This is a genomic window from Mycobacterium sp. 663a-19 (assembly GCF_035616495.1).
Classification (GTDB): domain Bacteria; phylum Actinomycetota; class Actinomycetes; order Mycobacteriales; family Mycobacteriaceae; genus Mycobacterium.
In genome coordinates, this window is sequence record NZ_JAPJAV010000001.1 from 463,017 (window position 1) to 488,158 (window position 25,142).

The following is a 25,142-nucleotide window of genomic DNA, read 5'->3' on the forward strand; positions in this document are numbered from 1 at the left end:
AGGCGATGTACCCCCAACCGCGGTGGCCCCCGGGCCGGCGACTCAGGGTGCCCGCTGATGGCAGCGAGGCGCGACGCGTGTGTGGGCGGCGGTGGACGAACAAGAAAGGGTCAACGCGTGAGCAATAACAACAACGGTGTGGAACTGAAGTCGGCCACCAGCGGATCAGCGGATCCTGAAGCGGCCAAGCCGGATGCTGACCATGAGCACGATCCGGAGAATATCGACGCCGATTCTTCTCTGGATGAGGCCGCCGATGCCATCGGCGATGCCACCGATGAGCCGGCCGCCACGAAGCCGAAAGCCTCGAAACGCATTGGCGCGCAACGGCGTTTCTCAATCTCAGTCAGCGCTCGCAGCCTGGTATACACCGGCCTGATTGTGGTTGTGGTGGGCGCGCTCGCCACGTTTGTTTGGTTGTATGTCGATGCCCGGCGCGAACTCGATGCACAGGCTCGCAGATCCGACAACTATGCGCACGCCGAAAAGGTGGCACTCGACTACGCGGTCAACGCTGCGACGATGAATTACCAGGATCTCAACGGATGGAAGACCAAGCTCGTGGCCGGCACCAGCCCGGAGCTGAATGACAAGCTGAGTAAAGCGGCCGAATCGATGCAACAGATCCTGATCCCGCTGCAGTGGACTTCCAGCGCGCGACCACTTATCGCCAAGGTTCGTTCGAACACGGCTGGCATCTATGTCGTCGACTGCTTTGTCAGTGTTCAAACCAAGACGATGCAGGCCCCAGATCCCTTAATGTCCACGGCCACATACAGTCTCACTCTTGACAGCAATAAGAACTGGCAGATCACTGACGTCGGCGGAATTGGCGCGCTGACCGGTCAACGATAGTTCGGCAATGTCCCGAGAATGAGGTGCAGGATGCGTGGCAGGAGTGTCGCTGGGACGTCAAGGGTTGGCATTGGTAGAGCGCACGCGGCATGGCAGTTGTGCTGGCGTGGAGCCGTTTTGGCCGCCGCACTGACCGCTTCGCTCGTGGGCATCGCGACGAGCGCTCCGAAATTGCGCGCTGAGCCATCAGACCCGCCCAGTAATGATCAACTTATCCGGCCGCTGCCCCCGATCGTCGTGCGCTCGACAACTTGGACGCCGAAGTTCCCCTTCCCTTACGACCAGACCAGGAATCAGGTCACCCCTGCGGACATCCGGGCAGAAGCCGAAATGTGCCAGTGGTTCGCCGCTCAGTATCAGACCATTAATGACCAGATTGAGCGCGTTCAATTCAATCGGATCAGCCCCAACGGGACGGACTGGGACTACAGCGTGAACGGTATTCAGCAACAGGTTGACATCGTTACCGGCAACATAGATCAGTCGGTGAACTTTCTCGGACCCCGTGCGCAAGCGCTCACCCAACGCCAAGACTTCGCCGGCGACAACTATTTTCCCCTGTATCAGGGGGAGGCCTTCTACGGCTTGTGGCAGGAGCTGTCGAATGTGAGCAACGGCATCAAAGCCCATCAGCCCGACTGGTTTACCGGCCCGTCCTACCTGCGGGTGAAGAGGTTGGCCAGCGAGATCCACCGTTCGCACGTCTGCGATTGAGGATTGCCGCGATGCGTGTAGACCCCCCAAATCGTCATCACGAAACGCCTTCACTGTCGTCTGCATGCCAAGCGCAGGATCTGCGACGACGGGATAAACATCGGCGTCGACACTGCATCGCAAGGGCGATGGCTGTCGCGGTGTTAAGCGCTGCAAGCGTATTTCGGCCTTCTCCGGCGGCTGCGGACTTCGCAGCCAATCTCAGGGATGCGGTGGTGCAGGCACGTCAGGGTTCGTCGTGCGGAGCGCTACGACCCGACCCGCTTGCCGACCAGACAGCTGCGATCGCCGCCCGATCGACAGACACCTATCTCGATCACAACGCGCGCGTCATTCCGGTGTCGGACCCGCTTCCAATATTGAAAGACCTCGGCCTCAACGCCGGCAAGGCAAAGTTGCTGCAAGGCGCCGGCCAAACCGAGGCCGACGCGATCAAGGCAATCTTGATCACGGGCTACAAGGAGCTCCCGGACTGCTCCTACACGTGGTATGGGGCGAGCACATTGCCGAATAGCAATATCGCCGGTTGGTTCTTGTCCGCAGTGGTCTTGGCGGGGCCCTAGATGCGACTCGCAAGGCACATGAAACGCAGCTACGTGGTGGGGGTGGCCCTGATCGGTGGGATCGCCGCGGTGCTGTCCGCCCCGGCAGCGCACGCCGAGGACAGCGTGACTTACGAGGTTGTTTCCGATCAGCTCAACGTGCCGGCGGCAAACGTCGAGTACAACGACAGGTCTCAGCGCAAAGCGTCACAACAGGTTTCGCTGCCGTGGCGAGTCACCGCTGATGTGCCAAACGCGGTCAGTCCGACTAAAGATGGCGCTGAAATCCGCGCCGACTGGCGGCCCTACCGCTGGCCATATAAGTACGTAACGGTACGCATCTACCTCCGAGGCAAGCTGCTGTGCGAAAGCACGCTCGATGTTGGTGATGCGACATGCTACGGCAGCACACCGCATCGAAACTTCCCCCAGACCGGCGGGGAGTGACTGTGCCTAAGTCAGATTCGGCTCGTGATGAACACCGCGGAACTGCTCTTGAGACCACGCGGGAGGGCCCCCGCGTGTCCAGGCGGCGTTCGGTCTATCGGTGGTTGGCCACCATGATGTCAACGATCGCACTGGCGCTGACTTGCTCGCCCCATACACGTGCAGATCCAACTGACGCGACGATCGCACCCAATCCCTATCCGAAGGACAGTCTCGTCCTGACGGCCTATACCCGTCTTGACCCAGCCCAGTACTTCCTGCCCGGTCTTTACGGGGTGTATTTTCTGACGCCCAGTGGTCTTAACTGTGGGATCTGGCTGCGGGGCAGCTTTGGCTGCGCCGGTCCTCTTCCCGGCACGCCGCCAGGAACTGACCACATCGGCTGGTTCAACGGGGATACCAGGGTCCATCACGACTCAGCGATCGCGATCGGATTCCCCAACGCGCAAGCCCAGCGGGTTCTGCCGTTCCGCAGCTATCTGAACTGGAACGAAACGACCTGCGCGACAATGGCCGACAGCAGCACCTACTGCTACCGCGGAATGTTTCGTTTTCTCATCACTCCCAACGGCACTTACCTCAATGGTTGATCGTTGCGGGCCAACCGTTGTGAGGAGTGGGCTAGTGAAACTGGTGGAGCTGGACCGGCGATGACGTTCCTGGAGCAGCTTGACGCTGCAGACACGATCCCCTGTTGTATTGATCAACGGTTCTCGGTTCCGCCTAACGTCGAAGCAGAATTCTTGAACCTCTGGCTGGATGACGCTGCGTTCATTTTGGCCGATGCTTGCCTGTCCGAGCAGTTGTATACGGAAGGCCAGGCGGCGCACGTTTCGTCAATGTCGCCCAGTGGGGAGAATGCGCAGACATTCGTCCGAGCATTTAGATCCCATGGAGCCCAAAGCTTCTCGCCACGCTATCCCGATACCATCAGCGCCCCACAAAGATCGCCGTGCCGGGAGTTTGCGTGGCCTGAAAGACGATCGCGGTATGGTACGGCGTCCGTTCAGGCAGAGGAGCCGGGTACATGACACGCAACATAATCGCCGACCGCACTGAGATCGTGGAGCTGCTGAGTCGGTGCTTTCGGGGGGTTGACGATCGCACCGCAGACCAGGTGTGGGTGGAATCGGTATTCGCTGACAATGCCCGTCTGGAATATCCGACGGGCACGGCTCACGGGCGAAAAGCGATCCTGGAGGCCCACCGCACGATCATCGATTACTTCAAGGCAACCCACCACGTGACGACGGACGCAATCGTCGATTTTGATGGCGACACTGCATGGCTGCGGGCGAACGTTACGGCCATGCATGTGTTTAGCGACCGCAACCGCGACGCTGCTTCCTTGGAGGCGCATTTCATCGTTGGCGGAATCCTTGACATCCACGCTGCCCGCACTGATGACGGATGGCGGTTCACGAACCTCACGCTGACGGTGGTGTGGCGCAGCGGCGCCATACCGCTTGGCCTGCATGGCCTCACTCCATAGACCTCGCGCAAGTGCTTCATCGACACCCGATTGATATGTGTCAAGATGCCTGATATGGGCAAGCATGATGATCAAGCGTTGGGCTACCTGCTCTATCGCCTGATGTCGGTGCTGCGAACCCAGGTGACGGCTGAATTGGCCCCGCTCGGGCTACGGTTGCCACAAATCGTGTGCCTGCGGATTCTCTCCGCATCACCCGGGCAATCAAGCGCAGAGCTTGCGCGCATCACCAATGTGACGCCCCAGTCGATGAACCTGGTGCTACATGGACTGCAAGATATGGGTGCCGTGACGCGGCCGGCCGCGGTGCCGTCGGGCCGAGCGATGCCGACTCGCCTTACTGGCAAAGGCAAGGCGCTGCTCAAGCGCGCCGAAGTTGCCATGCGCGCCGCGGACGAGCGACTACTGGCGCCACTAGCTCCCGCCCAGCGCAGGGAATTCAAGCGGCTACTCCGGGCGATGGCTTCGTAAGCAGTCGCGGCCGTTACGGCTCACCGCCAAGAGTGGGCGATCCGAACTCACCATCCGGCCGAACAGGCGGCAGACGGCGAGGCGATGATTGTCAACGGCGTCCCCCGGTGGCTTGGATGCAGGGTAGTGGTCGTGACGAGCAGACAACGTGCCCCTTTGACGGTCGCGGGCGCGGCGTCGCAAATCCAGCATGATGAATAACGGTCAATCTATTGACACGAGGCTAGGCATGCTCGCAAACTGCAAGGGAGCAATTCAGCATGGCGAATTGGGTGGGAAGGTCTCGGTGGTACTGGATCAGCACTTTCGCGACTTGATGGCGGGAGTGTGTGCGCCGGTCGCCATCGTGACGACCTCGGACGACGACGGGCCGCACGGTGCGACCGTGAGTTCGCTGGCATCGGTGTCACTGAGACCACCGCTGGTGTCGATTGCGCTGGATCGCAGCTCCGCCCTGCTGGCACGAATTCTCGATAGCCGTCGCTTCGGTGTCAATGTGCTCGGCCGCACGCAAGACGATCTCGCGGTCGTGTTTGCCAGGAGGGGAGTGGACCGATTCCATAAGGTGCACTGGTCGATGGTAGATGGATTGCCTCGGTTAGATGGCGCCGTCGGCTGGGCTGCATGTGATGTTCACCAGGCTCTGGAAGCAGGTGACCATGTGCTGCTCATCGGGCTGGTGCGCAACGCTGCATCGTCAACGCAACCGCCGTTGATCTATGGGCACCGCATCTTTGGTACCCATTCTCAGTTCCACCAGCGGCCTCGCAAACCCATCACCGATCAAATCGCCGCATGTTCCCGCTGAATTCGGCATGGATGCCTTGCAACGAGGAGTAATCGAGATGACAACCGTTCAGTCTTCGCTTGGTGGCGGTACCGCAACGCCTGACGCCGCCGAACTGGTTGCGCGAGTCAAGGAACTTCATCCCCTTTTGTCGAAGAATGCCGTGATCGGCGAGCAGGACCGTCGGGTCGCCGAAGAGAGCATTGACGCACTAGCTGAGGCCGGCCTCTTCCGGCTGACGATACCGAAACGCTATGGCGGATATCAGACGTCGATGCGTACGATTCTCGACGTTTCCGCCGCGGTCGCCGAAGCCGATGGCGGAACCGCATGGATCGTCACGTTGATCAATGTATGCAACTGGATGACGAGCCTATTTTGTGCCCAGGCACAGGACGAAGTGTTTGGTGCTAATCCCGATGCGAAGGTCTCCGGAGTATTAGCTCCTACAGCGGAGTCGCACAAGACTGACGGCGGGTGGATGGTCAGCGGAAAGTGGTACTACAACTCGGGATCATGGCATTCGGATTGGTCGGTACTGGGCATTCCGATCAACGACGAATCGGGTGAGGTTATTGACCAGGGGCTCGCGTTGATCCCGCGCTCAGAACTGCAGCTCGAGGACATGTGGTACGTCGCGGGCATGAAGTCCACGGGCAGCAATGCCGTAATCGCCGAGAACGTGATGGTGCCCGAGCATCGTATCCTTCGCGTTCCCAACGCCATTCGTGGCGAATACGCGTCAGAACACACCGCTAGCGAAGCGCTGTACCGGTCCGCCTTCGTCCCCGTAATCGCCTTGGTGCTCGTGGGTCCGCAGTTGGGCATGGGCAGAGCGGCGCTGCAGTATGTGACCAGCAAAGCTGCCAAGAAGCCCATCTCCTACACCTTCTATGAGGCCCAACAGGACTCGGTCGCATTCCAATTGCAGATCGCTGAGGCGGCACGGCTGATCGACACGGCCCAGCTGCATGCTTATCGCGCCGCCAGCGACATCGACGAGGCCGCCGCGCGGGGTGAATACCCGGACTTCTTGACGCGCGCTCGAGTCCGTTCCGACACCGGCTATGTCGCAGAATCGATCACTCGTGCCATCGAAATCCTGTTGTCTGCACACGGTGCCGGATCGTTCGCAGAGGTCAATCCGTTGCAACGGATATGGCGTGACTCGGCAACCGCCGCGCGGCACGCGGTGGTGTCGCCCGTGGTGTCCTACGAGATATACGGCAAGGCCCTGCTAGGTGTCGAGGACACTATCACCCCGTTGGTTTGAACCGAGCAATCTGATAATCGAAAGGACTCCACGTGCGCGTGGCAAATCTACGTGGCCGACTCTCGTTGGTGAGCACCGACGGGACGCGGGCGCTCGATGTTCATCAAGCTAGCGATGGTCGCTTTGACACCTCGCCGCAGCAAATCTACGACGAGTGGGGCGACTTCCTGTCGTGGGCTCGCGAGGCTGACCCTGGCAGCGGAGAGCCGTTCTCTACAAGTGAGCTGGGGGCGCCGGCGCCCGCTCCCAAGCAAGTCTTCGCGATTGGTTTGAACTATCGAGCGCATGCTGCCGAATCGCACTTTGACGTACCGGACGAACCGACGGTGATGTTTACCAAGTGGCCGTCGTGCCTTACTGGCCCAGTGACCACCGTCGGACTTCCCGCTGACGGTCATACCGACTGGGAGGTCGAATTGGTTGTCGTGATGGGCCGCTTGGCCCATCGCATCACCGCTGATGAGGCGTGGGAGCATGTTGCGGGGGTGACTGTTGGACAAGATCTTTCGGAACGCATTACTCAAACAAGTGGTCCCTCACCTCAATTCAGTTTGGGTAAATCCCTGCCTGGATTCGGCCCGACGGGGCCATGGCTGGTGACGCCTGATGAATTCGACAACCCGGATGACCTTGAGCTGGGTTGCGCCATCAACGGCGAACAGATGCAGAAAGGCCGCACCAGCGACCTCGTGTTTTCGGTGCCGACCTTGATCTCGAGATTGTCACAGAAGCTGCCGCTGCTGCCTGGAGACGTACTGTTCACCGGCACGCCCGCCGGGGTAGGACTCGGCCGGACGCCGCCGCGCTACCTGGCATCTGGCGACGAATTGATCAGCTATGTCAGCGGAATCGGCGAGCTGCGACAGAATTTCGTCGCTGCCGACCCCGTTCGGCCACACTAGCCCTCACGCCAACAGGAGAACACTATGGCCCTACATCGGCTTACCGCCGTCACGATTGGGGTGCCCAACGTGGCCGAAACCCGGGCCTACTATGCCGAGTTCGGTCTTGAGCCCTTCGCGGATGGTTGGTTTACCACGCGTGATGGCGGTCGGCAGCTACGAGTCGTCCATGCGCCGACACGCAGATTGATCGAAATGGAACTTGGCGCAGAGGATGAGGACGATATAGAGCGCATCGTGGGCGACCTGCACAAAATCGGCGTGCATGCCGACCGACAACCTCGCCAGCTCACCGCCGTTGACTCAGTGAATGGCGTCCGCGTCACCGTGAGTGTCACTGGCCGAATCGTTCAACTACCGGCTCCGGTGCCCGTACCAAACGCCCCTGGGCGAGCCGGACGCCTTGGCCGACGAGCGCCGGGTGTCTTACGCGACGGGCCGGTGCGTCCGCGAAAGCTTGGCCACGCCGTACTGGGAACCACCGACTTGGAGGCGACGCGGCGCTTCTTCGTTGACGGCCTTGGGTTCAAGGTCAGCGATCGAATCAAGGATGTTGGGGCGTTCCTCCGCTGCTCTACCGACCATCACAACGTCCTGATTCTGCAAGCGCCGGTTAGTTTTTTGCACCACACATCGTGGCAGGTTGATGACATCGACGAGGTGGGCCGGGGCGCAACTGCGATGTTGCAGGCCGATCCGGCGCGCCATGTGTGGGGACTCGGCCGACACCACGCAGGTTCGAACTTCTTCTGGTATCTCAAAGATCCGGCCGGCAACTTCAGTGAGTACTACTCGGACCTGGACTGCATCGTTGATGACCAGCTGTGGACGCCGGAGACCTTCGAGGGCGCGCGAGGCCTGTTCAATTGGGGGCCCCCGCCACCGGCGTCGTTCTTGGCTCCCGAAGACCTGGGCGAGCTGATGATCGGCGCGCATGCGCCGTGAAGGGCCGCTGACGCGTTACGTTTCAGGCGAGTCGGAGCGCGGCCACAGGACAGACTATGACGGCATCCTGGACGTGAGCCTCGTCGCAGCCTGACACTTCCTCCGCTAGAACGGTGAGGTTTCCGTCGTCGTCAAGCGCGAAGTACTCCGGCGCCACGACCTCGCACATCCCATGGCCTTCGCAACGATTTCGATCGACTTCGATTCTCACACCGTCTCCTCTGCGGTCAGCAGAACTGGAACGGACTGGACTTTTCTTGTCAACGCCCCAGGGGATCTCACCCACTTAGCGTGCGGGGCGAGGGTCATGCCCGGATAGCGGTCCAGCAATGCCCCGATGGCCACCCGGGCCTCTATACGCGCTAGCGGCGCACCGATACACGTGTGGATGCCGCGCCCGAACGCTAAATGACTCGCCGCGTTTGGCCGATCGAGACGATAGCTGCGTGAATCTTCGCCCCATCGCTTTTCGTCGTGGTTCGCCGATTGGATGTTGAGATAGACCTTGTTACCAGCTGGGACGGGGCAGCGATCGATCGTCACATCCTCGATGACCGAGCGCACCATGAATTGAGCCGGCGAGTCCATTCTCAGTGATTCTTCGATCGCGGTCGACAGCAGTGCGCGGTCGGACACTACAGCCGTCCAGTGCTCCCTACATTCGAGCAACCGATACAGGCAATTCGCGATAAGTGCACGTGTCGTATCGGTCGCGGCGACCACGAGTTGAAGGATGTGCGTCATGACCTCTGGTATGGACATATCGGTCTCGCCTGGGTTGGCGAAACACAGATTGTCCAGTACGTCTTCTTGACGGCTATGGGGCCTCGTGCGCCGATCTTCGACCAGCTGGCCCAAATATTCTGTGAGATAAGCGAATTCGGGCAGTTCGTGGGTGGGTTCAGGAACCGTTGCCACGAGCACGTCAGACCACCGTTGGACGTCGTCCCATGATCGCTCTGGTATGCCGATCAGGGCGTACAGGATTCGTGCCGGTATGAAGTGCGCGTAGTCCGCGTACAGGTCGACGCAGCCCGAGTCCGGAAGCGCGCTAATACAATTCGCGACGATTGACTCGACTTGCGGAGTGAGCTTGCGGAGTCGCGCGGGCGCGAAATCTTTCAGTAGCCGCGCGCGCAAGGCCGTGTGTGCGGGGGGGGTCCGCCTGGGTGGCCACAATGAACGGCCACTGAACGTCCTCGGCGCCAACGGAAAAGTTGCCTCTGTTCGAGAAGTTTCGCGTGTCGTCGAACACCTGGCGGACGCCTAGGTCTGTATTGACGGTATACAAGATGTCAGAGACTTTCCCTACGGGACAGCCGATGCGGGATGCGTGCATCAATCCGTCGGGCTGAACAAGGTGCCCCGGGTTCAGTGGGTTGAAGAATTGATCCTCTGTGGAGGTCGTCACATCGGTCTCCCTTCTCAATTCCTCGAGGCGTGCGGACACCTACGCCGATAGTGGGGCGAGATCGGCGTAATTGTGAAACTCGCTAATCAGCCTCCCGATCAAGCGGTAGATCGTGACCGCCGGGATTGTGACTGCGTTGCCGTCCCGTCTTACATAAGTCACCTCGAGCTGGTGAATGACAGTGTCGTCTATCCGCCATTCGTTGATGACACGATGTCGCATGCCGGTGAGTACCCCCATCAAATGGCTGAGCTGCTCCCTGACGGCGTCTTTGCCGCTCGCCACGGGGCCGTTGCCGAAGCGGAGGTGAACGTCATCGGACATCATGCTGAGATATCCATCGACGTCGAATGAGTCCGCGTACCCGAACAGTTCCGCGCTGAATTCGGTCGGATGGTCGGTGGTCGTCACCGGGAGCTTCTCCTCGCCATCGGTCTGGATGCCGAAATAGAAAGCGTCAGTTCGTTATTGACGGATTCACGCCCCCTGCCCAGGAGTTCAAACCGCCCGTCTAGTCCACTGGCATACCACAGGCATCCACCACCGGGCGTTGCATTATACGGAACAGTGACCCGGATCACGGGCCGAGACTAGCAAGGTGGGCGGGAGCAGTGCAAGCCTCTGCGGAATTACACCGCACACTGCATCGGCCACTTTGCTCGCTTACCAAACCGCCGCAACCACGGCAATCCATGTCGAGCTGAGAACGGCTTGCGGAGGAATTTTAGGTCCGGCGCGCCGGCGCAGGCGACCCGTCGGAGATGCCTCTCACTGGTCGATCGTGACGGCAGTCGTCCTAGAACCTTCGCCAATCCAAGGTCCACTGGCGTTGTGCTCTTGGATCAATTCCAGTGCGCGAGGATCGTGTTCGGCGATGGCATCGACCAGGGCGACGTGCAGGTCGTAACGGTCATGGATGTAGTCGGACAGCGACTCGTCTTCGAGGTGCTCTGCAGCCAGCAAGTGCGAGTCGGTGATTTCTAGCAGATGGAGATAAAACGAGCGCAGCAACGCGCTCGGGCTAATCTCGGCGAGCCTGATGTGGAGCTCCCAGTTGGCGCGAATGAATGCGGTGGTGTCGTCGCTAGCGGCAGCGACCTTCATCTGGTCCAACTTTGCGCGCAGTGCGGCGACGTCGTGAGCCGACGAATGCTCCAACGCATCCTGGACCAGCAGCGGATCGAGTGCGTGTCGCAACCGAAACGCGTCCGCGACGGATGCGGCGTCATCATCGAGGGACAGCATTGCGTTACCCAGACGCACCAATGGCGACTGGCGGCTGGCGAACAGGCCGCCGCCCGGGCCTGACCGGACGGTGACGAGCTCGCGGGCCTGAACCATTCGCAAGGCCTCGTTGAACGTGCCCACGGACACGCCACACGAGGCGCGCAACTCATCTTTCGTGCCCAGTCGTTCGCCTGGTTGGGCCGACATGGCCAGTCCCGCCAGCCGCTCGGCGGCCTGTTCTGGTCTCGTCTGACCTCGGGTTGGCCGCCGTTCCCAATCGGCGCGGCGTAAGGCCGGTGGATCGACTGTCATCACCGCTCATCTTTCCACTTGAAGCCGGGTTGACATGGTAGGGCGCGGTCCCAGCATTCAGCATATTGGATTAGGCCGAATCTATTGACAAGTGACTGACGTCACCCTCAGACTCTGACCAGATGAATTGAGCATGGTGAATTCGAAGGGTGGGTCGCGGGTGGTTCAGCTGATGCCGGCTAGCAGCAGTAATCGGACTGCTGAGCTAGGGGCGCGCCGCGCCTCCCGGCCGGATTCGGCCGTCTCGGGTGCCGGCTCACGAGGCCGCCAGGGATGATCTCGTGGGGAACGGCAGCGAGGCCAGCCTCAGCCGTCGGGGGCTTCTTTGCCATGGCGCTCGACACCCTGATGCTGATACCGCGCAGACCGTTGGCATGGCGCGAGTTCCTGCTGCAGTCCTGGTTCGTAGCACGAGTGTCGTTGCTGCCGACGCTGATGCTAGCCATTCCGTACACCGTCTTGGTGGTGTTCACCTTCAATATCTTGCTGTTGGAATTCGGGGCCGCGGACTTCTGTGGCACCACCGCTGCTTTCGCGACCGTGACCCAAGTGGGACCGATTGTGACAGTGCTGGTCGTGGCGGGTGCGGGCGCGACGGCAATGTGCGCCGATCTCGGTGCGCGAACCATCCGCGAAGAACTGGACGCATTGCGGGTAATGGGGATCAACCCGGTACAAAAACTAGTGGTGCCCCGAGTGCTGGCAGCAACGCTCGTCGCGGTGCTGTTGTCATCGGTAGTGATCACCGTCGGTTTGGTGGGCGGGTTCTTCTTTTCAGTGTTTATTCAGCACGTCACACCGGGCGCCTATGCGGCTGGGATGACCGTGCTCACCAGATTTCCCGATGTCGTGTTGGCGTTGATCAAGGCTGGACTGTTCGGGATGGCGGCCGGATTAATCGCATGCTACAAGGGCATTTCCGTCGGCGGCGGGCCTGCCGGGGTGGGTAACGCGGTTAACGAAACTGTGGTGTACGCGTTCATGGCCCTGTTTGCGATCAACATCATCACCACTGCCATCGGCGTGAAGGTCACGTTATGACCGTGTCACAGATGCCATTCCCCTACCTCTCACGGACAGTGCGCAGATGGTCGTCCGGATGGACCAGAATCGGCATCCAGACCCAGTTCTACGCGAGAACCATCGGCTCTGTTGGCGATGTGTTCGGGCGCTACAGGCCCGAGCTGGTGCGGCTGATCGCGCAGATGGGCCTTGGCACCGGAGCATTAGCAGTGGTCGGTGGTACCACCGTGATCGTCGCCTTCCTAACAATCACGACCGGGGCGCTGGCTTCGGTGATCGGCTACAACCAATTCTCTGATATCGGAGTGGAGGCGTTGACCGGATTCGCGTCCGCCTACTTCAATGTCAGGTTGGCCGCACCGTTGACCTCGGGTATCGCCCTCGCGGCGACGATAGGCGCCGGCGCGACGGCCCAACTCGGTGCGATGCGGATCAACGAAGAGATCGACGCATTGGAGGTCATGGGTATCCGCTCGATTGCGTATCTGGCCTCCTCGCGATTGGTAGCCGGAGTAATCGTGGTGATCCCTCTGTATTGCGTGGCCGTGTTGGCGGCATTTGCGTCGGCAAAAATCAGCACCACCATGATCTATGGTCAATCCACGGGCGTCTACGACCACTACTTCAATACGTTCCTCTACCCGATGAGTTTGGTGTGGTCTTTTCTGCTCGCCGTATCGATGGCAGTCGTCATCATGCTCGTGCACACCTACTACGGATTTACCGCCTCGGGTGGACCGGCGGGTGTGGGTGAAGCAGTTGGCCGCGCGGTCCGAACATCGCTGGTGGCATCGGGAGTCTTGACGGTCTTCATCTCGCTGGCCATATACGGGCAGTCCGGCGGATTCAACCTGTCGGGGTAGCGATGGCAGGCAAGGCTAAACGTTTTCGCGTCCACCCGGCGTTCTGGACAGCCGCCCTTTTCGCGGTCGTACTGGCTTTTGTGTGGCTGTGCTCGGCGCTATTCGCCGGCACACTGAACACGTACGTACCAGTGACACTGACGTCGGACCGCGCTGGTCTGGTTATGGAGTCCGGCGCCAAAGTCAAGCTGCGCGGCGTGCAAGTGGGTCGAGTCGCTGGTATCGAAGGCGGAAACCCCGTCCGCCTCAAGCTCGACCTCTTCCCGGATCAGATCAAGCACATCCCCGCCAACATCGATGCCCAAATCCGAGCCACGACACTGTTCGGCGCCAAATATGTCGACTTGGTCTATCCCGAAAGCCCTAGCAGACAACATATTTCCGCCGGCGCTGTCTTGCGGTCGCGCAATGTGACTACCGAGGTCAACACCGTCTTCGAGAATCTTGTCAATGTTCTCCATCAGATCGACCCCCCAAAGCTAAATGCAGTTCTAACCGCATTCGCCGACGCGGTGCGGGGCCGCGGCGAACGCATTGGCGACAGCATCACCGCCAGCAATCATGTACTAGGCGAGATCAATCCGCGGATGGCGACGTTGCAACACGACTGGCAATCATTGGGGGAGGCCAGCCGCGCGTACGGGGGCGCGGCGCAAAACCTATTAGAAATTGTCAGGGCTTTCACCACCACCAGCGCTACGATCACCGCCCACGCCTCTGACCTAGATATATTGCTGCTCAATGTCATTGGCGTGTCGCAAGCAGGAATCGACCTGCTCGCGCCCAATAGGGACAATCTCGTGCGGGCGGTCAATGTGCTGCAGCCGACGACGGATTTGTTGTTCAAATACAACCCCGAGTACACCTGTCTGCTTGTGGGTGCGAAGGGGTGGCTCGACAACGGCGGCTACAACGTGGCCGGAGCTCAGAACGGCCGCAGCATCCTGCTCGATGACGCTTTCCTTCTAGGTGGTGACCCATACCGGTACCCAGACAACTTGCCGATCGTGGCGGCCAAGGGCGGTCCTGGTGGCAAACCAGGATGCGGTTCACTACCTGATGTCGCAGCGAATTACCCTGTCCGGCAGCTGGTTACCAACACCGGTTGGGGAACCGGCCTAGACCTGCGACCCAACCCCGGTATCGGCTTCCCGGGATGGGCCAACTTCTTTCCGGTCACACGCGGTACACCCGAACCGCCAAGCATCCGGTATTTCGGGCCCCCCGCACCGGGGCCGGTGCCATACCCCGGCGCACCTCCGTACGGGGCCCCAGTTGCCGGGCCGAGCGACGCGCCGCTCAACCCACCACCACCCGGGCAGCCTGTGCCGTCACCGTGATGCAACAAAGTAAGGAACCGATCTGTGAGAGATAACCTGGGCGCGGCGACATGGCGGTTCGCCATCTTCGTCATCGTGTGCGGGCTCGCCACGTTCGGCTTGTTCATGATATTTGCGCAGTTGCGGTTTCAATCAGAGGTCACCTACAACGCCGAATTCACCAATGTGAGTGGCCTCAAGCAAGGGGACCTCGTACGGATCGCCGGCGTAGAGGTCGGCAAGGTGAAACACATTTCGATACGGCCTGACACCGTCGTCGCAGTGGAGTTCTCCGCAGACAACACCGTGACGCTCACCGAGGGAACCAGGGCGGTCATCCGCTACGACAACGTCATCGGCAACCGCTACATGGAACTACAAGAAGGTGCCGGCGGAGTCAAACGGCTGAGTCGTGGCCAGACTATCCCGACAGGTCAGACCGAACCGGCACTGGACTTGGATGCCCTAATCGGTGGCTTTCGTCCGCTGTTTCGGGCACTCGATCCGCTTCAAGTCAATGCGCTGACAGGGCAGCTGATTCAGGCGTTCCAGGGTCAGGGCGAAGCTATCGGCTCCTTCCTTGCCCAAACAGCCGCCTTGACAAGCACATTGGCGAACCGAGACGAACTGATCGGGCAAGTCATCGTCAACCTCAACACCGTCCTGGGATCGCTCGGTAATCAAAGCCAGCAGTTCGACAAAGCGCTCACTTCGTTGGCTGAACTCGTCAAGCGGCTCGCCGCCGGCAAGACCGACCTCGCCAACTCGTTGGCTTATAGCAACGCTGCGGCCGGTTCGATCGCCGATCTGCTTTCTCAGGCCCGTCCTCCGTTCAAAAGCGTTGTCACACAATCAGAGCGGGCCAACGACATCGTGCTGGCCGATCACGACTACTTCGACGACCTGCTGAACACATTGCCAGACGCGTATCAGGCACTGGCGAGACAGGGAATGTACGGCGACTTCTTCACTTTCTATCTCTGCGAAGCGGTCCTGAAAGTCAACGGCAAAGGCGGACAACCAGTATATGTCAGACTAGCTAATCAGCCGTCCGGGCGGTGCACGCCCAAATGAAGTCATTTTCCGAGCGCAACCGGACCGTCATCGGCGTGGTCGGTATCGCTGTGACAGCCGCCATCGTGCTGGGCGCGCTCGAATATGACAAATTGCCGATCTTTACCGCGCAAAAGGATGACTACTCAGCCTATTTCGCGGAATCAAGCGGGATCAGCCCAGGTGCACACGTATGGGTCTCTGGATTTCAGGTCGGCGCCGTCACCGGCGTCGAGCTGGACGGACCACGTGTGCTGGTCAAGTTCAATGTGGACAAGGATGTCCGCCTTGGCGATCGTACGGAGGCGGCCATCAAGGCCAAGAGTTTGTTGGGCGCGAAAGTGCTCGAAATCACCCCACGCGGCGACGGTCACCTGTCGGGTCCCATTCCGATGAACCGCACCACGCCCGCCTACCAGCTACCAGACGCCCTCGGCGATCTGACACAGACCGTCCGAGGACTAGACACCGACCGGCTCGACGAGTCGCTGAGCACCCTGGCGAAAACGTTCAAGGACACGCCGCCCGATCTAAAAGCCGCGCTCGACGGTGTGACCCGGTTTGCCCAGACGCTCGATGAGCGTGACTCTCAACTACGCAACCTGCTTGCCAACGCCAACAAGGCCACGGGGGTGTTGGCCAAACGCAGCGATCAAGTAGTCCAGCTGATCGCCAATACCAACGCGCTACTGGCACAGTTACGGACGCAAAGTGCTGCGCTGGACCAAATTTCGGGGAATATTTCGGCCCTTTCGAGGCAGCTGTCGGGATTTGTCAACGACAATCGTTCGCAGCTGCGCTCGGCCCTGGACAAGCTCAACGGCGTGCTCACGATCGTCGACAACCGCAAGGAGCGGCTCCAGAAGTCCCTGAAATTGCTCAACGCGTACTCGCTGTCGCTGGGCGAAACGGTGTCTTCAGGCCCGTTCTTCAAGGCCTACGTCGTCAACTTGCTGCCCGGCCAATTCGTGCAGCCCTTTGTCGACGCCGCCTTTTCTGATTTGGGCTTGGATCCGAACGTCTTGTTGCCATCGCAGCGGACCGATCCGCAGACCGGGCAGCCGGGCACGCCGCCGTTACCTGTCCCGTACCCCCGCACCGGCCAAGGCGGGGAACCCCGTCGGACGTTGCCGGAGGCCATTACCGGTAACCCGGGCGACCACTCGTGCGGCCCGGCCGGCGTGCCGTTACCGGGCCCAGGCTGCTATCCGTATCGGGAGCCACCTCCCGCGCCTCCACCCGGGGGTCCGCCGCCCGGTCCGCCGGCACCCGCGCCGCCGGGACTGGCATCTACCCCCGAACCCACGCCGTCGCCCGTATACGTGCCAGCGCCCAACGAGGCTCCGCCGCCCAAGGGGCAACCGTGAGTTCCCGTACAACGAGAATCGTGCTGGCCCTTACCCTTACGATGGCTCTTCTGGGGGGAATCGTCGTCGTGTGGTCGCTTCCCGTGATCAGGCGAACACATGTTGTCGCTTACTTCGACAACAGCAACGGTGTCTTCGCTGGGGACGATGTGGTCATCCTCGGTGTCAAGGTTGGTCAGATTGACAAGATCGAGCCGCAACCGCAGCGTGCCAAGATCAGCTTCTGGCTAGATAGCAAATATGAGGTCCCTGCCAACGCCAACGCAGTAATCCTGTCTCCGAAGCTGATCACCTCCCGCGCGATCCAACTCACGCCCGCCTACACCGGGGGCCCTCGGCTCGCTGACGGTGCGGTCATACCCGAAAGCCGTACAGCGGTTCCGGTGGAATTCGATGACCTACGTCAACAGCTTGAGAAACTGACCGAAAGCCTACAGCCGACACAACCCGGCGGCGTTAGCCCGCTGGGCGCCTTCATCAACACGACAGCTGACAACCTGCGCGGCCAGGGCGCCCGAATCCGGGACACCATTGTCAAACTGTCACAAGCGGTGTCGGCGTTCGGTGACCACAGCAACGACACCTTCACAACAGTAAGGAATCTTTCGACACTCGTCTCGGCTCTACACGACAGCGCCGACCTGATGCGCCAACTCAATACAAATTTGGCGGCGGTGACCTCCCTTCTGGCCAACGATCCCGACGAGGTCGCCAAGGCGGTCACGGACCTCAACACCGCCGTCGATGACGTCACAGGGTTCGTAGCCGACAATCGTGAAGCGCTCGGGACCACATCGGACAAACTGGCCAGCATCTCAAAAGCCCTCACCGACAGCCTCGATGATGTCAAGCAGACGTTGCACGCCCTTCCCAACGTAGTGAGCAACTTCGTCAACATCTACGACCCGGCGCAGGGATCGATCACCGGTATCCTTGCGATCAACAACTTCGCCAACCCGATCTCGTTCCTGTGCGGTGCAATTCAGGCGGCGTCGCGGCTCAACAACGAGCAGTCTGCCAAGCTCTGCGTGCAATACCTCGCGCCGATTATCAAGAACCGGCAATACAACTTCCTGCCGTTGGGAATCAACCCCTTCGTCTCTACCCAAGCCAGGCCCAACGAAATCACCTACAGCGAAGACTGGTTGCGGCCGGACCACCGACCGACCCAACCGCCAGATTCGCCTGGGCCGGGGCCAGCGGTTCAGCCGGCGACCGATTCACCGCAGGCTGTCAATGGCACACCGCCGACTGCTGGAACACCGGCGCCCACGAATCCTGCTGACGGTTTACCCGGCCTGATGGTTCCTCCGGGAGGCAACCAATGATGAACGGTCTCGTCCGTGCAGGCGCAACATTGCTTCTGGTCCTCGCGACCGCCGCTACGGCAGGGTGCGGATGGCGTGGTGTGAACTCCATACCACTGCCGGGAACGCAAGGCCACGGACCCGGTTCGTATCAAGTGCAGGCCCAGATGCCGAATGTTGCCAACATTCAGCCTAATTCACGGGTCCGAGTCGGCGATGTCACGGTGGGCACAGTCACCAAAATCGAGCGGCAGGGCTGGCACGCGTTGATCACCATGAGGATCGATGGTGATGTCAATCTACCAGCCAATGCCACCGTGAAATTGGGTCAGACCAGTGTTCTCGGCACTGTTCACGTTGAACTAGCCCCACCCACGGATGTGCGGCCGCAAGGAAAATTGCAGAACGGTTCAGTGATCCCGTTGTCGCGCGCGGGTGCCTACCCAACGACCGAACAAACCTTGTCGGTGGCCTCGATGTTCCTCAATGGGGGAGGGCTAGGCCAAGTCCAAGACATTACGAAAGCGTTCAGCACTGCGTTCGGCGGTCGCGAAGACGACCTGCGCACGCTGATTCGGCGAGTCGATGAGTTCGTCGGCCAATTGAATCGACAGAAGGATGACATTCTCACGGCCACCGACCGGATCAACAACCTGGCGAGCCAATTCGCCGACCAAGAGCCCGTCATCGACAAGGGATTGCAGACTATCCCAGATGCATTGGCAGTACTGAAGGATCAAAGAAACAATCTTTTTGAGGCATTCGACCGGCTCGGCAAGTTCAGCGCACTGGCCGCCGATTCGGCAATCAAAACCAAAGCCGCCTTCGTCCAGGAGTTGCGTGATCTCGCGCCGGTGCTGGAGTCGTTGGCTAACGCAGGGCCGGCGCTGACCAGGTCGCTGAGCCTGCTGCCTACTTTCCCGTGGCCAAAAGAGGACATCAGCAAGGTGTTCCGTGGCGATGCGGCCAACATCACCATGATCATCGACCTAACGTTGAGCCGGCTCGACACAGCAATTTTCACTGGCACCCGGTGGGAAGGCAACCTCACCGAACTCGAAATGCAATGGGGCCGCACCATCGGTCAACTACCCAGTCCAGTGACAGCCGGCAATCCGCTAGTGGTTCCCTATCACCGAGACCAAGGACCGTGATGTGAACCTGGACCGACGCATCAAGATCCAAATCGCCCTCTTCACGGTGATCGCAGTTGCTGCGGGCGCGGTGATGATCTTTCGTTACATCAACGCCCCGGCAATGCTTTTCGGTGTCGGCCGCTACACGGTCACTCTGGATCTTCCCCGCGCGGCCGGTCTATACCCCAGCGCAAATGTGTCATATCGCGGCACCGAGGTCGGTCATGTCGAGAGCGTGGAGTTAACCGACAACGGCGTCAAGGCGGTGCTTTCGCTCAGATCAGATATCAAGGTCCCCTCGAGGCTTCGAGCCGAAGTGCACAGCCAGAGTGCCCTGGGTGAGCAGTATGTCAGCTTGCTACCTCGCGACGGCGACGGCCCACCGCTCAGGGACGGCGATGTGATACCGGCAAGCGCGGCTTCCGTACCCCCGGATATCGATTCGTTGTTGGACGCGACCAACCGCGGGCTGGCGGCGATACCTCGAGACAACCTCAAGACTGCGATCGACGAAAGTTACACCGCCATAGGCGGATTGGGGCCGGAACTCACACGGTTGGTCACTGGCTCTACCCAGCTGGCCATCGACGCCGACAAGAACCTTGACCCCTTGACGAGCCTCATCGACCAGTCCGCGCCGGTGTTGGATTCCCAATCCGATACGGCAGACGCAATTCACGGGTGGGCCGCACACTTGGCGACCATTACCGATCAGCTCCGTTCCAGCAATCTCGCTTTCGCCGGGGTGCTCCGTAACGGCGGACCGGCCGCCGACCAAGCACGCCAGCTATTCCAGCGGCTGCAGCCCACACTGCCGCTGTTGCTGGCGAATCTGGTCTCCCTAGGAGAGGTTGCCGTCACCTATCAACCCGCGCTCGAACAATTGCTAGTGCTCTTCCCGCAAGCGGTCGCCAACGTCCAGGGCATGATGGTCGCCAACCGAAACACCAAACAGGATTACAAGGGCCTGTTCTTGGATTTCAAGTTGAACCTCAACATTCCGCCGGTGTGCAACACCGGTTTCCTGCCACCTCAGCAGCAGCGGGTGCCGACCTTCGAGGATCACCCGAACCGAGCCCCGGGAGACCTGTACTGCCGAGTGCCGCAAGACTCGCCGTTCAATGTGCGGGGCGCCCGCAACTATCCATGCCTTACCGTTCCGGGCAAACGGGCTCCCACAGTAAAAATGTGTGAGAGCGACGAGCACTATGTGCCGCTCAACGATGGCTACTACTGGAAGGGCGATCCGAACGCTACGCTGTCCGGCCAAGACGTTCCCCAACTGCCGCCTGGAACACCTCCCGCCCTACGACCGCCGCAGCCCGTCAACCCCGTCCCGCCGATCGCGGCGGCCGAGTATGACCCCGCCACGGGCACCTATATAGGACCGGACGGGCGCGTCTACACGCAGTCCGATTTATCCCAAACTGCACCGAAGGAGCGAACATGGCAGTCGATGCTGATTCCGCCGAGCAGGAACTAGAAGAACCCGAAGCAGAACCAACGAGCGACAATCCACCCGATGAGACGGACGGATCCGATGGTCATGAGCCACTAGGCAGGCGCGCAGAGGATGACATCGGCACACCGCCGCGGATTGCTGGGAGTGCTCTGCGAGTGTCCCTGGCGATAGTCGTGATGTTCGCCGGACTGATTGGCTGGTTAGGCTATCGCGCCTATCAGGTACATCAAGACCAGTTGCAGCGCAACCTTTTTCTGCAGATTGCTCGCCAGGGGGCGCTGAATCTGACCACGATAAACTACACCGAGGCCGAAGCCGACGTGCAGCGTATCGTCGATTCGGCGACCGGGGCATTCCGCGATGACTTCACGAAAAGATCCCAGCCGTTCATCGACGTCGTCAAACAGGCGCAGTCCAAATCGCAAGGCGTAATCACAGAAGCTGCGGTGGAATCCGAAGCGGGCAATACTGCGCAGGTCCTCGTGGCGGTAACCGTCAACACCTCAGTCGGGGGAGTCGCCGAGCCACAACCGCGGGCTTGGCGGATGAGAATCGTTGTACAGAAAGTCGACGACGGCGCCAAGATCTCAAACGTGGAGTTCGTGCCATGACGCCCGCCGCACTACGCCGACGGATACGGCGAGACGAAGAGATCGAGGACGCCGCACGCGTCGAAACAGAAGCAACCGTGCGCAGCGACGAAAGCCGCCAATCAGGCACTACCGACGTGGAATCTGCCTGCGCGCCGGAAGAAAATGCTGACGGGCCTGGGCATCAACATGATCGCGGCAGACGCATCCAATGGCGGCGGATATTTGCGTACGGAATCCTGCCAAGTTTGGCACTGATCATGGCAATGGGTGCGGGCTACTTGAAGTGGTATGACTCGTCGGCCCGCGACGCCCGTCTTGCTGCTGGCGAATCGGTGCGGGCGGCAAGCGACGGTGCGGTTGCGATGCTGTCGTACCGACCCGACAGCGTCGACAAAGACCTGGGTGCGGCGCGAGACCGATTGACCGGAGCGCTCAAAGACTCCTACAGTTCGCTGACGCATGACGTGGTAATACCTGGCAGCAAGCAGAAGATGATCTCTGCAGCTGCCAGTGTGCCGGCGGCCGCATCGGTCTCAGCTTCACCAAACCATGCGATCGTGCTGATGTTTATCAACCAGACCATCACCGTTGGCAACGAACCCCCCACTAACACCGCCTCCCGGGTGCGAGTAACACTCGACAAGGTGAACAGCCGATGGTTGATCTCGTCATTCGACCCGATCTGATCGGCATCGACTGTTGTCCAACGACATTCATTCATACGAATGTTGTTGGCCTCGGACATGTTGAGGTGCATCGGCGCAATGTCGACGGTCGGCGAGGCTGCGAATTCGCCGGTGCCACCGGCGTGTTCGCCAGCACCGATGGCTTTTTAGGCCAAGCCCCAGCTATGGCCGATCGCGGTACCACGTGCAGTGGAGCAACGTGCGGACTAACGACCCTCCAACGGAGCCCTGATCGCGAAGGAGAACTCCCAACATGTTGAACCCCTTGTGCATTGGGCCCTACAAGCTGCTCGCAATGATTGCCGTCACCGCTGCCCTGCTGGGCGCGCCCACCGCATATGCGGATGGTGATAACAACACGCTGATACCGAACAATAAGCGACTCAACGACGGCGTCGTCGCCAATGTCTATACCGTGCAGCACCAAGCGGGTTGCACGAACGATGTCACTATCAATCCTCAACTTCAGCTCGCCGCGCAGCGTCATGCCCACGACTTGATGAATAACCGAAGCCTCGACGGTGACATCGGTTCAGACGGCTCCACGCCCGAAAACCGAGCTGAAGCAGCAGGATTCCGGGGGCAGGTGGCAGAAACGGTGGCCATCAATCCGGCTCTGGCCATCAGCGGCATGGAGGTGATCAACCAGTGGTACTACAACCCGGCCTACAAGGCCATCATGGCCAATTGCGCCAACACTCAAATGGGCGTCTGGTCCGAAAACAGCCTTGACCGCACCGTGCTCGTAGCGCTGTATGGCCAGCCCCAACAGGCGCCAAGAGCTGCCACGCAGTCACCAAACACCACGGTTCTCGCCGCCCCACCTACCGGGTTGCCCGATATACCGCCCGATCCCAGCCCCGACTACGACGCCAGTGACGAACTCCAGTTCGGCACCAATTGGTTTGCCTGGATCCTCCGCGGCGTATACCCCCCGCCAGGGTATCCGCCCAACTAGTCAAGCGCGGCCGGCTCGGCAAGTCCCTCAACCGTATTCGCACCAGGGGAATCACATGAGCTTGAATATTTGCTCGGCGCGCGACCAACCGCTGTGGCATGGCCTGGGGCGGTCTCACGCGCGAGGCCGGTTACCAATTCGCCTGTACGGGCCGACGGGTTGTCAACGGTCAAAGTGTCGCGGCTCGTTTGCCGTCTTCCTCGTCGCTGCTGTCGTCTTCGGTGGAACTGCGGAGACGCCGGCACCGCGCGCGTACGCTGCTCCCGCTCCGGAAGTGGAGTACCTGTATGACGTGGCCGTGCGGCGGCATTACAACTTCCCAGACAATGATGCGCTCGGCTACGGCCACAGAATCTGCGACAAGGTCGGTCAGGGTGAAAGCTACGCGCAAGTGATGAGTGATGTAAAGAGCGACGTGACTCCTAACGACGAGTTCGCAGCTAATTACTTGGTTTCCTATGCAGTTAATCTGCTGTGTCCCGGTGAGATCTGGCAATTGCGGAATTCGGCGGCGCACTATCAACCGCCGGCGGAGTAGCTTCGTTCTCCTGACCCTTGACCGGACGTTTCCCAAACCATCGCAACCGAAGGATGCCAACGTGCCCATCGCCACGATCAACCCGGCCACCGGCGAGACGGTCCAGAGTTTCACCCCGGCGACCGACGACGAAGTCCAGGCCGCGATAGCGCGCGCCCACGAGCGTTTCCTCGACTACCGGCACTCCACCACCTTCGCCCAGCGCGCGCAGTGGGCCAATGCCACCGCCGACCTGCTGGAGGCGGAGGCCGATCAGACCGCCGAGATGATGACCCTGGAAATGGGCAAGACGCTGGCCGCAGCGAAAGCCGAGGCGGTCAAGTGCGCCAAGGGTTTTCGCTACTACGCCGAGAACGCCGAGAGGCTGCTGGCCGACGAGCCGGCAGACGCGTCGAAGGTCCGCGCCAAAAAGGCCTACACCCGCTACCAGCCGATCGGCGTGGTGCTGGCCATCATGCCGTGGAACTTCCCGCTCTGGCAGGCCGTTCGCTTCGCCGCGCCGGCGTTGATGGCCGGCAACGTCGGCATCCTCAAGCACGCCTCGAACGTCCCGCAGTGCGCGCTGTATCTCGCCGACGTCATCGCGCGCGGCGGCTTCCCGGAGGGCTGCTTCCAGACGCTGCTGGTCCCCTCCAGCGCCGTGGAGACCATCCTGCGCGATCCCCGCGTCGCGGCGGCCACCCTCACGGGCAGCGAACCGGCCGGCCAGTCCGTCGGCGCCATCGCCGGCGACGAGATCAAACCCACCGTTCTCGAACTCGGCGGCAGCGACCCGTTCATCGTGATGCCCTCGGCCGACCTGGACGAGGCGGTCAAGACCGCGGTCACCGCCCGAGTGCAGAACAACGGGCAGTCATGCATCGCCGCCAAGCGGTTCATTGCCCACGCCGACATCTACGACGCGTTCGTCGACAAGTTCGTCGAGCGGATGGCCGCGTTGCGGGTCGGCGACCCGACCGACCCGGGCACCGACGTGGGTCCGCTGGCCACCGAGTCGGGCCGCGACGAGGTCGCCAAGCAGGTCGACGATGCCGCCGCCGCCGGCGCGGTGATCCGTTGCGGCGGAGAGCGTCTCGACAAGCCGGGCTGGTACTACCCGCCGACGGTGGTCACCGACATCACCAAGGACATGGCGCTCTACACCGAGGAGGTGTTCGGCCCGGTCGCCTCGATCTACCGCGTCGAAAGCGTCGAGGAAGCCATCGAGATCGCCAACGCCACGACCTTCGGGCTGGGGTCCAACGCCTGGACCGACGACGAGGCCGAGCAACAGCGCTTCATCGACGGCATCGAGGCGGGCCAGGTCTTCATCAACGGCATGACGGTGTCCTACCCGGAGCTGCCGTTCGGCGGCGTCAAGCGCTCCGGCTACGGCCGCGAACTCGCCGGCCTCGGCATCCGCGAATTCTGCAACGCCAAGACCGTCTGGGTCGGGTGAGCGGCCCTGGACGACGCTCCC

General features: G+C 60.8%; 28 protein-coding genes. 24 read left to right on the forward strand and 4 right to left on the reverse strand.

Going from position 1 to position 25,142, the window contains the following annotated elements:
- The first annotated feature begins 222 nt into the window (after positions 1 to 222).
- From OQ968_RS02385 to OQ968_RS02435, 11 genes are all read left to right on the forward strand, one after another.
- On the forward strand, positions 223 to 855 hold the full coding sequence (locus tag OQ968_RS02385) for a hypothetical protein (RefSeq protein ID WP_420715819.1): 633 nt from the start codon (positions 223 to 225) through the stop codon (positions 853 to 855).
- Positions 856 to 972: 117 nt separating this feature from the next.
- Complete coding sequence (locus OQ968_RS02390; RefSeq protein WP_420715807.1) at positions 973 to 1,569, forward strand: hypothetical protein; 597 nt, start codon at positions 973 to 975, stop codon at positions 1,567 to 1,569.
- Positions 1,570 to 1,697: 128 nt separating this feature from the next.
- Positions 1,698 to 2,132: a hypothetical protein gene (locus OQ968_RS02395; RefSeq protein ID WP_324674263.1), complete on the forward strand. Its 435-nt coding sequence runs from the start codon at positions 1,698 to 1,700 to the stop codon at positions 2,130 to 2,132.
- An 18-nt stretch (positions 2,133 to 2,150) separates the two neighbouring features.
- Positions 2,151 to 2,558, forward strand: coding sequence for a hypothetical protein (locus tag OQ968_RS02400; protein WP_324674264.1), 408 nt, complete (start codon positions 2,151 to 2,153; stop codon positions 2,556 to 2,558).
- A gap of 113 nt (positions 2,559 to 2,671) precedes the next feature.
- On the forward strand, positions 2,672 to 3,148 hold the full coding sequence (locus OQ968_RS02405; protein WP_324674267.1) for a hypothetical protein: 477 nt from the start codon (positions 2,672 to 2,674) through the stop codon (positions 3,146 to 3,148).
- A 437-nt stretch (positions 3,149 to 3,585) separates the two neighbouring features.
- Positions 3,586 to 4,050 (forward strand): nuclear transport factor 2 family protein, encoded by a 465-nt coding sequence (locus tag OQ968_RS02410; RefSeq protein WP_324674269.1) that lies wholly within the window; start codon positions 3,586 to 3,588, stop codon positions 4,048 to 4,050.
- 54 nt (positions 4,051 to 4,104) lie between these two features.
- Positions 4,105 to 4,521 (forward strand): MarR family winged helix-turn-helix transcriptional regulator, encoded by a 417-nt coding sequence (locus OQ968_RS02415; protein ID WP_324674271.1) that lies wholly within the window; start codon positions 4,105 to 4,107, stop codon positions 4,519 to 4,521.
- Between the two features lie 190 nt (positions 4,522 to 4,711).
- Positions 4,712 to 5,329 (forward strand): flavin reductase family protein, encoded by a 618-nt coding sequence (locus OQ968_RS02420; RefSeq protein ID WP_324674273.1) that lies wholly within the window; start codon positions 4,712 to 4,714, stop codon positions 5,327 to 5,329.
- 37 nt (positions 5,330 to 5,366) lie between these two features.
- Positions 5,367 to 6,581 (forward strand): acyl-CoA dehydrogenase family protein, encoded by a 1,215-nt coding sequence (locus OQ968_RS02425; RefSeq protein WP_324674275.1) that lies wholly within the window; start codon positions 5,367 to 5,369, stop codon positions 6,579 to 6,581.
- A gap of 68 nt (positions 6,582 to 6,649) precedes the next feature.
- A complete protein-coding gene (locus OQ968_RS02430) occupies positions 6,650 to 7,483 on the forward strand; it encodes a fumarylacetoacetate hydrolase family protein (RefSeq protein ID WP_324674277.1) in 834 nt (277 codons plus the stop codon).
- A gap of 24 nt (positions 7,484 to 7,507) precedes the next feature.
- Entirely contained in the window at positions 7,508 to 8,428 is a 921-nt protein-coding gene (locus tag OQ968_RS02435; protein ID WP_324674278.1) for a VOC family protein, read from the forward strand.
- 22 nt (positions 8,429 to 8,450) lie between these two features.
- On the opposite strand, the gene OQ968_RS02440 is transcribed toward OQ968_RS02435, so the two are convergent.
- The 4 genes from OQ968_RS02440 to OQ968_RS02455 all read right to left on the reverse strand — a co-directional run bounded on the left by OQ968_RS02440 (position 8,451) and on the right by OQ968_RS02455 (position 11,378).
- A complete protein-coding gene (locus OQ968_RS02440) occupies positions 8,451 to 8,714 on the reverse strand; it encodes a ferredoxin (protein WP_324674280.1) in 264 nt (87 codons plus the stop codon).
- Positions 8,636 to 9,352 (reverse strand): cytochrome P450, encoded by a 717-nt coding sequence (locus tag OQ968_RS02445; RefSeq protein ID WP_324674282.1) that lies wholly within the window; start codon positions 9,350 to 9,352, stop codon positions 8,636 to 8,638. The genes OQ968_RS02440 and OQ968_RS02445 overlap by 79 nt, the downstream gene beginning before the upstream one ends.
- A gap of 526 nt (positions 9,353 to 9,878) precedes the next feature.
- Positions 9,879 to 10,250 carry a nuclear transport factor 2 family protein gene (locus OQ968_RS02450; protein WP_324674284.1) on the reverse strand — a complete coding sequence of 124 codons (372 nt, stop codon included), beginning with the start codon at positions 10,248 to 10,250 and terminating at the stop codon, positions 9,879 to 9,881.
- A gap of 357 nt (positions 10,251 to 10,607) precedes the next feature.
- Entirely contained in the window at positions 10,608 to 11,378 is a 771-nt protein-coding gene (locus OQ968_RS02455) for a FadR/GntR family transcriptional regulator (RefSeq protein ID WP_324674286.1), read from the reverse strand.
- Positions 11,379 to 11,651: 273 nt separating this feature from the next.
- Between OQ968_RS02455 and OQ968_RS02460 the strand changes: the two genes are divergently transcribed.
- From OQ968_RS02460 to OQ968_RS02520, 13 genes are all read left to right on the forward strand, one after another.
- Positions 11,652 to 12,419 (forward strand): ABC transporter permease, encoded by a 768-nt coding sequence (locus OQ968_RS02460; protein WP_324674288.1) that lies wholly within the window; start codon positions 11,652 to 11,654, stop codon positions 12,417 to 12,419.
- Positions 12,416 to 13,264, forward strand: coding sequence for an ABC transporter permease (locus OQ968_RS02465; RefSeq protein WP_324674290.1), 849 nt, complete (start codon positions 12,416 to 12,418; stop codon positions 13,262 to 13,264). Before OQ968_RS02460 ends, OQ968_RS02465 begins: the two co-directional genes overlap by 4 nt.
- Positions 13,265 to 13,266: 2 nt before the next feature.
- Positions 13,267 to 14,604 (forward strand): MCE family protein, encoded by a 1,338-nt coding sequence (locus OQ968_RS02470; RefSeq protein WP_324674292.1) that lies wholly within the window; start codon positions 13,267 to 13,269, stop codon positions 14,602 to 14,604.
- Positions 14,605 to 14,628: 24 nt separating this feature from the next.
- Positions 14,629 to 15,657 (forward strand): virulence factor Mce family protein, encoded by a 1,029-nt coding sequence (locus OQ968_RS02475; protein ID WP_324674294.1) that lies wholly within the window; start codon positions 14,629 to 14,631, stop codon positions 15,655 to 15,657.
- Positions 15,654 to 17,003: an MCE family protein gene (locus OQ968_RS02480; RefSeq protein ID WP_324674296.1), complete on the forward strand. Its 1,350-nt coding sequence runs from the start codon at positions 15,654 to 15,656 to the stop codon at positions 17,001 to 17,003. Before OQ968_RS02475 ends, OQ968_RS02480 begins: the two co-directional genes overlap by 4 nt.
- Before the next feature lie 41 nt (positions 17,004 to 17,044).
- The gene (locus OQ968_RS02485; RefSeq protein ID WP_420715820.1) at positions 17,045 to 18,331 is read left to right on the forward strand and encodes an MCE family protein; all 1,287 of its coding nucleotides are present in this window, start codon (positions 17,045 to 17,047) and stop codon (positions 18,329 to 18,331) included.
- On the forward strand, positions 18,331 to 19,464 hold the full coding sequence (locus OQ968_RS02490) for an MCE family protein (RefSeq protein ID WP_324674300.1): 1,134 nt from the start codon (positions 18,331 to 18,333) through the stop codon (positions 19,462 to 19,464). The genes OQ968_RS02485 and OQ968_RS02490 overlap by 1 nt, the downstream gene beginning before the upstream one ends.
- Before the next feature lies 1 nt (position 19,465).
- Entirely contained in the window at positions 19,466 to 20,929 is a 1,464-nt protein-coding gene (locus OQ968_RS02495; protein ID WP_324674302.1) for an MlaD family protein, read from the forward strand.
- Positions 20,893 to 21,519, forward strand: coding sequence for a mammalian cell entry protein (locus OQ968_RS02500; RefSeq protein WP_324674304.1), 627 nt, complete (start codon positions 20,893 to 20,895; stop codon positions 21,517 to 21,519). The genes OQ968_RS02495 and OQ968_RS02500 overlap by 37 nt, the downstream gene beginning before the upstream one ends.
- A gap of 239 nt (positions 21,520 to 21,758) precedes the next feature.
- A complete protein-coding gene (locus OQ968_RS24875; protein ID WP_420715821.1) occupies positions 21,759 to 22,187 on the forward strand; it encodes a hypothetical protein in 429 nt (142 codons plus the stop codon).
- Positions 22,188 to 22,482: 295 nt separating this feature from the next.
- A complete protein-coding gene (locus OQ968_RS02510) occupies positions 22,483 to 23,145 on the forward strand; it encodes a CAP domain-containing protein (protein WP_324674308.1) in 663 nt (220 codons plus the stop codon).
- Between the two features lie 55 nt (positions 23,146 to 23,200).
- Positions 23,201 to 23,683 carry a DUF732 domain-containing protein gene (locus OQ968_RS02515; protein WP_324674310.1) on the forward strand — a complete coding sequence of 161 codons (483 nt, stop codon included), beginning with the start codon at positions 23,201 to 23,203 and terminating at the stop codon, positions 23,681 to 23,683.
- 61 nt (positions 23,684 to 23,744) lie between these two features.
- Entirely contained in the window at positions 23,745 to 25,121 is a 1,377-nt protein-coding gene (locus tag OQ968_RS02520) for an NADP-dependent succinic semialdehyde dehydrogenase (protein WP_324674312.1), read from the forward strand.
- The last annotated feature ends 21 nt before the right edge of the window (positions 25,122 to 25,142 follow it).